The sequence below is a fragment of the Fuerstiella marisgermanici genome (assembly GCF_001983935.1).
In the GTDB taxonomy this organism is placed as follows: Bacteria; Planctomycetota; Planctomycetia; order Planctomycetales; family Planctomycetaceae; genus Fuerstiella; species Fuerstiella marisgermanici.
In genome coordinates this window covers 4544677-4556153 of record NZ_CP017641.1, presented here as the reverse complement: position 1 = coordinate 4556153, position 11477 = coordinate 4544677, and the positions used below count along the sequence as shown (strand labels likewise).

Below are 11477 nucleotides of genomic sequence, written 5' to 3'. Positions count from 1 at the left end.
CCGTTGTCCTTGATCCAACAGCCCTGGTTATCATTCCGCGAAGTGAGCGTACCTGCAGGTTTTCGCGCTTCGCTCGCGATGTGTTGAGTTCGTCTTGTCTGTGTGAGGTGCAAAGTACCTTTGGCGGCTTCGTTCGTGACTTTGTGGCGTTGTTAATGGCGAGCGAGATATCACTGTACAATCTTGAACGCCTGTTCGAGGCGAGAAGCCGTCGAGGGAGTTATATGTGTCCGCCTTTGTCTATTTCTTTGGAGCTTCCGGTTTTACCGGTTCTTCCTCCGGAAGCTTCGTCGTCTCACCCGGCTTGACTGTAACACTTAGCATGCCGCCTGGTACGCCGTAAAGCTTGTACGTGCCCGGTGGAACGTCCTCAAAGACTACCTTGCCTTTTCCGGACTTGCTGCGATTTGACTTCAGCTTCGAGCCTTCAAGAATCAGAGTCAAAGTTTCTTCGGATTCTGATTTGTATTCGATCGCACCCGGTTCGGCGGACGGAGCTGCCATAGAGGCAGCGGGTGGGCTGAACAGAATTGTCTTCTTCGTCACCTCAGTTTTAATGCCCGCTCGGTTTGCGGCCTGAATATACAGTGTCGCTTGTTGCCGTCTGTCGTTTGGCCCGAATTGCGGTACACCCGGATCGTCCGGCTGAATCTTCAATTGAGCGGTGGCTCTGTATAATTCGCTGACCTTTAATGGACGCATTTCGCCTTCGATAAGCCCTGCGCTGATGTCTGCCACACCAGATTCCGCGTCTTCAAATGGAATACGCACGATCAGTGGCTTGTCGGCGGGCCAGCCCTGCCGGGAATCATATTCGACTAACTCAATCCCCTGTGCACCAATTTTCGGAGCTGTTGCATCGAACACAAACTCAGCCGAATCTTCATTCGACTGGCCTCCGCTGGCGTGGCTTAGTCGGCCAATCACGTTGTAGCGGCCATCTCCGTTGTTACCTCGGTTCGCAGAAATGTTGTAACCGCGGATGCCCCACAGTGCGGTGTGAGTACTCACGTTCCACGCTGCGTCTTCAGAAGCGACTGCCTGGATTGTTTCGTCGTATTTGCGACGGAGTTTTTGGGGATTCATTATGGAAAATGGCTGAGCACCGATGTTGGCGGCGTCCACCGCCTGCAGTTGTAACACCCAATTCGGTTCACCACCGGAAAAGTCGCGTTCGCCACCATGAATGTGCAGCAGCACGTTCAGTTCCGCCTGCAGCCAGTTTTCGCCCACCATCAAGACGTCCTGTCCTGGCACTGGCTTGACGACTTTCGAATCTGCCAGTTCCAGTTCTGTTCGCACGGCAGGTGTTAGTTCACTGTCGAGATGGTCGACACCCGAACTTCGTAGTCGATAGCGGAAAGCATGCGGCACCCCGGCGACACTTAAACCAAATTCGAGCCGTTCGGATTCATACAATCCCTGAATTTTGTCGTTAAACGTGTACGTGAATGTCTGGCCGCTTTCCGGCAGGCTGGGCAGACCGGTCGAACCTCCGCCCTCGCGCAGACGTTCCAGTTCCGCATTGAAATGCACCTGCACGCCGATCTTTTCGGGCCGCAGTGTGTCGTTTGCCTCTCGGGGGGTCACGGTAAATGTCAGCGGACTGTTGCCATCGTGTTTTGGCCGCGATACCTGCACATAAACGCTCGGCGACGTCAGCTTTGGGTAGATTTTAATGGGCTCCGCCGACGCTCCGTTGGCCGTGATTTCGAAGGTAATGCCGTCCAGCAGATTGAAGGATTCAGGAACGGCTGCTGCGGCGGACGGCGGCGTATCGGCGGCAGCAATGGGCTTCAATGGAAGGAACGCGCTTAGCTTATTTTCCACCTTCAGCACCTGTGGTGCCCCGGGCCAGAACGCCTTGCCAGCAGAGTCGCGGCACTGCACCGCCACACTGGTTGCTCGCCCGGATTCCTGCTTCAGTCGGACCAGCAATGCGACCGGTTTGTCTTTGCCCTTTTCGTCGCGAGTTGTCGGGGGCAACTCCAACTGATTGTTGAGTAACCTTAGAAGCCTTGTCGGATCAGACTTGGCGAAGAACTGGACCTGCCACTCCGTGTTCGGGTCAGGTTCCAGCACGAACGGCTTTGTTGCCACGACGATGTCATCCTGATTGGCAATCGCCAACAGTATCTGTGTCTTGTCCGTAACTCCGCCGCTCGATCTGAACGTCAGCTTCGTATTGGCCTCAACGTTATCCAGCATTCTCCAGGTCTCGGTCAACTTGTCGTGTTTGTTTTGCAGGTCTACGTTGGCCTGTGACACGTACAACCGCGTCGCTCCCTGGATCGTCAACGGAACCTCAGCCTGAAGGTTCACCAGGTTCCGTGGCGCGTTTGGAACTTGTAGAGCGTAAGACGTCGTCGGCGGGGCGGCGTCCGTTACGTCTGAGTATATCGATGCATAGTTTTGGCGATTTCGATCACTGGCTTCATGCCGTTGAGCTAGATCGGCTGCCACCAGTTCTTTGGCCCGGTCCAGCGATACAAAGATCGGTCGCGACTTTTCGCCGCGGTCAAGCTTCTCTGGTCGAAGGTCATTCCAGGCGGTGCGTAGTGAAGACGCCAGCCGAGCTCGCGCGGAAACCACTTCGGCCGAATGACCTTTGCTTCGCAAGTTGATCAGGCCCTGCCATTGCTTCCACAAGTCGGTTTGCTTCTGTTTCGTCGCTGCGTCCAGCAAGCGAATCGACCAAAACGACAGCCACAACCCGGTTCGTCTGTCGTCACCGATTTCGGTCGGACGGCCCGACGATGTAAGTTGGTCGACCAACGCAAACCGCTGGTCACCAAGCCCTGGTAGCGACATTAGTCGCATGCGTTCTGATGAAGTTGATGCGTCGCTAACTCGTTCCTCAATATATTCATTCAGCCGAGTCAGATGGTCGCGATCCATCGCACGCGGTGGGTCGGATTGCGAGTAGTCTCGCGTGAGGGCAAACATCGCGTTGATATCCGCCTGACTCAACCCCGGCTGCTTAAAAAGTCCAACGGGAAACGCGTCCACGCCAGCGGTGCCGTTCATGGCCGCATCGGCCAATTCCGCTGCAGATTCAAACATCACACGCTCAAACGGTACTTCTTCCTGCTGTTGAGCAATAAACTGAATCAGCAACGGCAGGTCCGTCGTCTGTTGATCCTTGAGTGACACCAGGCTCTGCCGTTCCGCCAAAGCTCGCTTCAATTGCTCAGTGCTGGCCAGTGCCTCGCTGAGTTTCTGTTGGGCCATGTCCAGGCCACGCGGTCCTATGGCCAGCCAGCGTTCGGCAGCGGTCAGCCGCGTCAGTGTTTCGCGAATGCCGTTTTGGACCTCGGCCTGATCCCATACGTCTGAACGAATCAGGCGACCGTCGGGCAGTTTGCCTGTGGCGACTGAAAGAATACTCCGCCGCGCTTCAATCAGGTCCAGCAAAGGTTTCAGCAGGTCCGGGTAATCGTCGGGGCCGGCAGCTCCCAGCACTTCGTCGACGGTGAAGAATTCCTGCGGCCATTCGTTCTTCGGCCAGTCTTCACCCGGCAATCGCTGCAAAAAGCGAGCTGCCACGGCCAGCTTCTCTGATTGCTGTGCCGCTGCAATTTTCGCCAGGCTGTTCAGGTCTGCAACAAACCATTCCACGAAGGCATCTCGCGGAACGCCTTCTCGCGTCAGGTCGTCGTCCAGCGAACCCGGATCCTCGGCCGCCCCGACGTCTCTTACCGTTCGCGGAAATTTGCGCAACAGTTCGGGCGTCACCTGATCAGAGGCAGCAGGTTCGGAGGGTGCGAAGGTCAGCCAGGGAGAGAACCGGCTTCCGTCGTTGGTCGTCGTGGCTTGAATGAGCTGGTCTGAGATCTGCGTCGAAAGACTTTTTACGTCTTCGTACATGCTTTCAAACACGGCTTGATCGCCATTTAGTAAAGCGAATTCCGCCGCCAGCAACGATGCGTTTAGTCTCACCCAATGATCCGGCATGGCGGCCGCTGCGTCGCCGGATGCGGCAAGCTGATTTCGCAATTCGATCTGCTGTTGCAAATGAGCTTCATCAGAATCCTGCTTGCTCTGTTCGGCGGCTGCGACCTCAGACTTCTTCGCGTCGGCATCTTCGCTACCTTCCGCCGCCGCCACTGCCTTTGCTGCGGCTTCTGCCAGTGAGCTCTTTTCCTGTAGGTCACTTTCGCTAAGACGTCGACCAGCGTCCAACAGGCCTCGATCTGCCTTTGCTTGTTTCGGCAGCATCACCACAGTTTGGTTTTCGCCGTATTGACTCTCTACCCATTTCGAGACATTGTCTCGCACGTTGCTGAACAGCGCATTCGGTGTCCCCGTATGGCCGTCCATCACAGCCTGCCGAACAAAGTGGCCGAACGCGGTGCCGGAAAATTTTGCGACGGCTGGAAGTGGATCGCTGGCGACTGCGGACTCACCTTCTGAAGAGGCATCGGCTGCGGAATTCGAATCGGCCACGTATTCCCAACTGCGCTGGCCCGCGTCGTGAGCACAAATGACCACCAGCTTCGATAGATTCGCTTCATCGATTGCCGCTGCCAGCAATGGCATCGCATCATCACTTAGCCCGCCGTTGGCCAGCCCGCTGGTGCGTGACGGTGGGTCGAGCAGCAGTGTGATTTGTTCAGCCCGCAGTTCATCAAGTGAGGCTATGAATTCGGCGACGGGGACATCCTGCGACACGTCCTGTTTTCCACTGGGGCGAAACTTCAAGACCGCCTTTGAGGAATCTTTGTCGTACGCGACGACGGTGTCCCATGCGGAATACAGAATCAGCCGCTTGTCAGAGCCGACGGCACTGTTGAGTTCTTCCGGCGATTCAACGCGCTCTGGATTCAAAACTCGGTCTTCGCTGAGTTCATGCAACTTCTGGAAGACTTTGTGCAGCGCCGCTGAGCTTACCGTTGAAGGCGACGGTGGCAGAACAGGCAGCCCGGTGCGATCCGGCTGATATTCGTCCGGCATCAGGCTGACAAATCGAACGGCCGGTTCTCGCAAGAACGGGGTGATTGCCAGAAAGCCGACCAGCGCGACAAGTAGCCCGACCAGCACAATAATTGTGCGGTTACGCGACTCCTTTGCATTGACCTTTCGTTCCGGACGCCAGGAACGCCCCCGAGCTGACGACACCGCTGTTCTCCCGCTTTATAGATCTCGCTTCCTTACACCGAAGTTGTAAAGAATAACGTGCGTGGCAATGTAACAAAAGCGGCTTATGAAAAGGGAGGCGAACACAGGTCACGCAACCATTCCACGCCACTCGATGCTTGTTGTGAGCCTGAGCGAACAACCGTAGTCGGATTGGATGCGTGACGGGCTGCTGTCAGTTCACGGGCAAAGTCTTCATCACTGAACGTCTGGTCAGTCCATGCCGTTAGCGAAACGACCTCGCACTCGCCAACACACTGCGGATTGAGGAGGTCCGATACACCTGAATGACGGATGCTCCCTTGGCGCTTAAATGAGTGTGCTGGCGGTCACCACCCAACGCGTCTCGCTGCGACATACCCGGTATAAACCACTGCTCGATGTCGTCCCACCCGCCAAACGTCACGTTCGTGCCACGGAAATTTTCTGACTGAGCATTGCCTCTACCGTAGAAGATCTTGACATTCTTTTTCACATAGGCTTCCACCAGCATGTCGCAATCGCTCCACTGAAACAACACGGCGCTGGCTTCCCGAGCGGCATAGCCTAATCCGCGGCCCAGTGAATCCTGCTCGACGCAGTACTTCATCATCTTGTTGAACGCTTTTTGTCCTGACCACCAGTTGGCAGCTTCAGGATCGACTCGGCCTGCCTCGTTGTCCATTCTCTTCTTGTCAGCCACTCGATACAGCTTGGTGCCGGGCGACAACCTGCGCACGGCTGGTGATTTCATGCCGGACAGCAGGTTCGTCTTCGCCCATTTGGTCATCGAAATCCCCTGATAAACGACGACATCACTGGTTGCGGGCATTGCAGAAAAGCTTTAACGGTTAATGAAGGCGGACTTATCGGACGCAGAACCAGAGGCACGCATCTGTCGTCATTCTCGAATGATTTCCGCTGGCGTTGACTGTTATTCAGGGAACGCCCACATTTTCTGCCGGAAAACGACTGAGAATTACGACTTACTCGCGAAGTTCGGAACGCCAGGGCATGCATAGCACGTTTCGACACGGTATGCTCAGGTCTCTCACCCCCACACAATTACGTGAGGGAAAATTACACCAGAAAAGGTTAGCTTGATGAAGAAGTACGTATTTTGTTTGTTCTCACTGATGCTGATGGTCGCAACTGTTGGTTGTGGCGACGGCGGTGCTGAGACAGATACAGCGCCCGCACCAGCTGGTGACGCCGCTCCTGCTGACAGCCCTGACGACATGGGCGAAGAAGCAGAAGCTCCTGCTGAGTAGTCGAAAAACACAAAAAGGGATCTGGTCACCCGGATCCCTTTTTTTTTGTGCACTCACGCCAACAGTCTACGTTCGTGCAAAGCTGGGCGCAGCTGTCGTTGGCGAGGTTGGTGGATCAAGGAGTTCCAGACCATACAATGCTACGGTCGACCTGCATACGCATTGTCGGTCGCAGGTCTTAGCCTTTCACCTAACCGCATCGTCGATCGGCGTGGTGAACTGATTTTGGTTTGAGGATCAAATGAAGGAGCAACGTGAGAAAGGCAAACGAGAATTTGGTCCTCTTCATCGAGCGACTTTTTTTCTGATTGCCGTTCTCTTTGCTGGAAGCCTCTTAGGTCTGACGATCGGTGTGCGACAATTCGCCCCGCCAATTTTCAGCGTGGCAGAAGCTGTCGATGTGGCGAACTCGCCCGACGGCTGGGCCGACGAAAACGCGTGCGTCAACTGCCACGAGCAGGCAGAGCAGTTCGATCAAACCGGCCATGCGAATACGTTGGTGCCAGCATCTGACGCAGATTCGCTAAAACTTCTGGCCGCTTTGGCGGCATCCGAAGTTGGGCAAAACGAACAAGCTTCAGTGGAAGTCACAGACGGCAACATCATGGCCGTCTGCGAAACAGGTGGCGTTGTCCAACGCGCTGAAATCGACTGGTGCTTTGGCAGCGGTAAGCACGCTCGCACCTGGGTGGGGACCTTGCCGGATTCCTTTGGCGCACTCGACCTGTTGGAAATGCGTTGGACATGGTATCGCTCAACCGATAGCTTCGACGTCACGCCAGGTCAGCCCAAAACGAAAGGCCATGGTGCCGTCGCAACGCTGGGGACTCAATTCGACGCACCTCGGGCATGGCGTTGCTTTTCGTGTCACGCAACGCGATTGCCAGCCGAGAATGGCCGCATTGAAACGGCTCATATTGCGCCGGGAGTTACATGCCAGCGATGCCACGGTCCCCGTAAGCGGCACGTGGAAGCCGAAGGGGCGTTTCACGATCCACATTGGCAGACATCGGATCGCATGGACGCCGTCAACCTTTGTGCCGAGTGCCATCGCCGGCCTGAGGAACAAAAGCCGGGGGACATTCATCCTGACAACCCTGAGATCGCACGTTTCCAGCCGGTTGGGCTGTCACAATCTGCCTGCTTCATCAACTCAGAAATGACGTGTACGACATGTCACGATCCGCACAAGCCGATGAGTGCTCAGGATTCACTCGGAAAGTGGCAGTGTGTTCAGTGCCACGATCCTGAGCATGCCAGCCACACTCTTTGCGCCGCTGGCAGGACGGACGACTGTGTGAGCTGTCACATGCCAGCCATCAAACAGGAATCCCCCGTGTCGTTCACAGACCATTGGATACGAGTGCGCGATTTTAGTGAGCAGCGGCCATGAGTAACGCCGGCTGGAAATTGCCAGCGATCGGTTGGTGGCTGGCGTCGTTTATTTTCCTCTGCAGTCGCCTAACATCGGAAACCGTCACGCAGTCAAGTGTTGTTGAGCCACTACACTCTTCAACCATTGCAAGTAGCGCAGCCTGGGGTCCGCCGCTGTCAAAACTGGAATTCGCTCAGGCGTGGGCTTACTGGCCCAACTGGATTGTTGCTGCTCTTGTCGCGGCCTTGATTGCCGTCATCGCGAGGCGCACCGCCGCTCGACACAGTTCATGGTTAGCGGCGTGGATTCTGCTGGCGCTAAGTCTATCGGCACGGCTTGACCAGTTGATTGCCGTCATTCTGGTCGTGTTGGCATGCTCAAGGGTAGCTCCGGCAGATCTGCCGCGCAGCAGGACGGCAACCCTGATCACAGCACTCGTGGTTTCTTTGGCTGCAATGTTGACGACCATCGAATTTGGAATCGTTCTTGTCGTGGTGTTTCTCGGCTTGCTATCAGCAGCGAGCCCCCACTCGACGTCGGTGTTTAATAGCGTCGTCCGGAAGGCACTTGCCGGGATTCTTGTCGCAACTCCATTTGTCGTGGCGTCATTCATTCAACCATCGTTCTTCCACGCCATGATCCGCCCATTGACTGCGGCGTGCTACTCTGTTGATCACCAAATCCTGCCAAGTCTCGTCCATTCTTTCGGCCGTGGGAGCGATTGGCCCGCAGCATTCTGCCTGCTGTTGGTCGCCGGCGCCGCAATTCGCTATGCGTGGAAGCAGGCGGACGTTGAGAGGGCGTTGCTGGTCATTTTTCTGGGGATCATCGGCATCGTCAGCAGGGCCTACCTTTGGCTGGCTCTGGCAGGCACCGCCACATTCTATATCGGTCGGCTGCGCCACGAAGTTCGCGTTTCACCGGTAACAGCAACCCGCAACAGGATTGTGGCGCAGTTAGCGAGCGTGTTCATTGCCGTAGTTCATCTTTACTGGACGACCAACGTTCCGGAGGACGAGTTTGCAGCGGCCACTGCTGAGCGACGGATGGTGGATACTGGTTCGTGGCGAATCAAAGGTTCTATCCTGTTGACGAATCTCGATCACGCCGGCGACTGGAACTCAATGCAGGCTCCGGCGAATACATCGTTGTTGATGGACAACCGTTGGGACGTCAATCGTACTGAGCTACTGGAATACGTCGGCGTTTGCCAGGACCTGATGGACGGACGGCGGCACAGTTATCGTAGATCCGATGGGGCTTGGGGAGGCTTCGCGGAACGACTCGGCGAATGGGAGCCATCTCTCATCGTGCTCGATTCGCAGCAGTTGCAGGCGATTCGGCGGCTGTCAGTTGATCCCAACTGGAACGTCCTTTCAATCGATGCGCGGCGAACCATCTTCGGCAATCCAACTTCGCCTCAGGTCCGTGCACAGGCGCAGCGAGCTGGCGAATTGTTCTACTTTCTGGAATGGCCCAATTCGCGCCAAGGGGTAGCGGCGGACGGCGTCCTGGAACTCGGAACACCTTCGGATGCGACGAAAGTGGCTGCCGTCTTCAATGCGATCCGCCTTCCTTATGCCGCCTTACGGGCGCTGCCCGATGATAAAGCGATTCAAACTGAGTTGGTTCGCGTTTGGTGCTATGTCGAACTGGCTCACCGAGCTTTGCGGCAGACTGGTCGGTTGTCGCTGATTGACCAGGCTCGCGCTGTTTCCGGTCTGAGAACGCTTGAGGAGAATCGGTGGCTCACAACCAGCCAGCGTCGGGACGTAGACACACGGCTCCGGAGCCTCACTGAACAAGTAAGCGATTCCGTGCTGGTTCCGGGTGACGGCATATCAGCAGCGGAACAGGAAATACGAATTCTGCTGGCCGACGGCCGACTACAGGAGGTGCGGGAAAGCCTGCAGGCGCTGGAGACCGAGGCGATTCGAGAATTCTATGCCGCCATCGAGGCCTGCTGTTCCTCGCTAAGTTCCGCCGCACTAAAGCGCATGGAACTCGCAACCGCAAGTTCTGAGCTGCCTCAGCAGCTTCAGGAGGAGGGCTATTTTTACCTCGGCGGACTGGCGTTAGAGCTAAGAATGCCAGGAAAAGCGGGGGAATTCCTGCTCCAGAGTCGTGACACCAACGATACGTCGCCGCGGAAGAGCCTGAGAGACCTGTACTTGCGTCAACTACTGTTAATTAGTAATTAATAATAAGGAAAAGTGCGAATTTGGGTGGTAACGCAGCCTAATTTTTCTAAGAATCGGTGTTGGCAACGTTGGCACTCGCTAAACACGCCATTTTCTTCTCATTCCTATTCTGGAGGATCGACTGATGTTAGCCAATCGACAGTTCGCGAAGCGGCGAATCCGAGGGTTTACCCTTATTGAGCTCTTAGTGGTGATCGCGATTATCGCCATCCTGATAGCCTTGCTGTTGCCCGCCGTGCAACAGGCCCGGGAAGCGGCACGAAGAACGCAGTGCAAAAACAACCTGAAGCAGTTGGGCCTGGCACTGCACAATTACCACGACGTACACAAGATGTTCACGCCTAATGGTGTTGCTGGAACAACGGAGAACGTCGGTGGGCGTTACAACCAGGCTTGGTTATCGTGGAGCGGCCTAGCCATGCTGCTGCCGTACATCGATCAAGGCCCGGTCTACAATCAGATCGATTTCAACTATCGATGGGACAACAACAATGGTGGCACAGTGAACAACACCATGGCACGGACGCGAATTCCAGCTTTTGTGTGTCCCAGTGACCCCGGTGCGAACGCCAGCTACACCGCCAACATGAGCCCGACGTCGTACGGCTTTTCGGCAGGGCCGGCCTCTAACTGGTCGATGCGTACCAACAATCCTGGCTTCGCCACCCTCTACAAAGGTTCCAAAGTTCGCGACTTCATCGATGGTACGAGTAACACGATCGCAGTCGCCGAACAGCAGATCGGTTTGAACACTGGTATTTGGGACACATCAAAAACGAAACGGTCAAACTGGCATCGCGTCGTTACTGGCACTCGACTGCAGCATGCCAACAACACCAATGGTCGAGTCTGGAGTACAGCACAGACTCGCGTTGATGCGATCAATGCGTACTACGACAGTTGCAAAGCGATGTACGATTCGGGAAGCGGTTGGAATGGGTCCAGCGATGAGCAGGGCCGATTCTGGGCTGCCGGTCGTGTCTTCTGGGGGCCTTGGCTGACAACTTTGGTTGGTCCAAATGCCGGCCCTTCCTGCGACAACGACAACTCTGTCACAGACATGTCGATCAAAGAACCAAGCAGCTACCACACAGGCGGTGTGCAAGTACTGCTGGCAGACGGATCAGTACGGTTCGTGAGCGAAAACATTGACCAGCGCACATGGATCGGCGCAGGTTCTATCTCCGGTGGTGAGACTCTTGGCGAGTGGTGATCCTGTTAACCACTTTTCGTGACTTTTCGAAACGCACGGTTGCTGTGAAATGCACCGTGCGTTTCGTTTTATTAGGCTGCGTACTTGGTTCGTGCGCCCTTAGTTCACAAATTCGAATCTCAGAATGGAAACCAAAATGACAAAGTACGTCTTCTCACTCTTTGCGGCTGTACTCATGGTGACAGCCGTTGGTTGTAGTGATCCCGGTGGTACCGCAGGCGATGCAAACGATCCCGCAGAAACTGAAGACACGGCACAGATGCAGGATGAGTCTGACGAAGAAGCTGCGCCTTAAAACAGCC

General features: G+C 55.6%; 7 protein-coding genes. 5 read left to right on the top strand and 2 right to left on the bottom strand.

Features of this window, described 5'->3' with window-relative positions:
* Nucleotides 1–240: 240 nt before the first annotated feature.
* Complete coding sequence (locus tag Fuma_RS16965) at nt 241–5118, bottom strand: hypothetical protein (protein WP_077025173.1); 4878 nt, start codon at nt 5116–5118, stop codon at nt 241–243.
* A gap of 244 nt (nt 5119–5362) precedes the next feature.
* Nucleotides 5363–5947 carry a hypothetical protein gene (locus Fuma_RS16960; protein WP_077025172.1) on the bottom strand — a complete coding sequence of 195 codons (585 nt, stop codon included), beginning with the start codon at nt 5945–5947 and terminating at the stop codon, nt 5363–5365.
* 271 nt (nt 5948–6218) lie between these two features.
* On the opposite strand from Fuma_RS16960, the gene Fuma_RS35330 reads away from it, so the two are divergent.
* The 5 genes from Fuma_RS35330 (at nt 6219) to Fuma_RS35325 (ending at nt 11470) form a co-directional block, all read left to right on the top strand.
* The gene (locus Fuma_RS35330; protein ID WP_158521040.1) at nt 6219–6386 is read left to right on the top strand and encodes a hypothetical protein; all 168 of its coding nucleotides are present in this window, start codon (nt 6219–6221) and stop codon (nt 6384–6386) included.
* A 241-nt stretch (nt 6387–6627) separates the two neighbouring features.
* On the top strand, nt 6628–7779 hold the full coding sequence (locus Fuma_RS16955; protein WP_077025171.1) for a hypothetical protein: 1152 nt from the start codon (nt 6628–6630) through the stop codon (nt 7777–7779).
* Nucleotides 7776–9962 carry a hypothetical protein gene (locus tag Fuma_RS16950; RefSeq protein ID WP_077025170.1) on the top strand — a complete coding sequence of 729 codons (2187 nt, stop codon included), beginning with the start codon at nt 7776–7778 and terminating at the stop codon, nt 9960–9962. The genes Fuma_RS16955 and Fuma_RS16950 overlap by 4 nt, the downstream gene beginning before the upstream one ends.
* A gap of 124 nt (nt 9963–10086) precedes the next feature.
* Complete coding sequence (locus Fuma_RS16945) at nt 10087–11175, top strand: DUF1559 domain-containing protein (RefSeq protein ID WP_077025169.1); 1089 nt, start codon at nt 10087–10089, stop codon at nt 11173–11175.
* 136 nt (nt 11176–11311) lie between these two features.
* A complete protein-coding gene (locus tag Fuma_RS35325) occupies nt 11312–11470 on the top strand; it encodes a hypothetical protein (protein ID WP_158521039.1) in 159 nt (52 codons plus the stop codon).
* Nucleotides 11471–11477 lie beyond the last annotated feature (7 nt).

Coding starts and splice junctions, on each gene's coding strand:
- Fuma_RS16960 (WP_077025172.1), bottom strand. CDS start 5,947: ATGCCCGCAACCAGTGATGTCGTCGTTTATCAGGGGATTTCGATGACC.
- Fuma_RS35330 (WP_158521040.1), top strand. CDS start 6,219: ATGAAGAAGTACGTATTTTGTTTGTTCTCACTGATGCTGATGGTCGCA.
- Fuma_RS16955 (WP_077025171.1), top strand. CDS start 6,628: ATGAAGGAGCAACGTGAGAAAGGCAAACGAGAATTTGGTCCTCTTCAT.
- Fuma_RS16950 (WP_077025170.1), top strand. CDS start 7,776: ATGAGTAACGCCGGCTGGAAATTGCCAGCGATCGGTTGGTGGCTGGCG.
- Fuma_RS16945 (WP_077025169.1), top strand. CDS start 10,087: ATGTTAGCCAATCGACAGTTCGCGAAGCGGCGAATCCGAGGGTTTACC.
- Fuma_RS35325 (WP_158521039.1), top strand. CDS start 11,312: ATGACAAAGTACGTCTTCTCACTCTTTGCGGCTGTACTCATGGTGACA.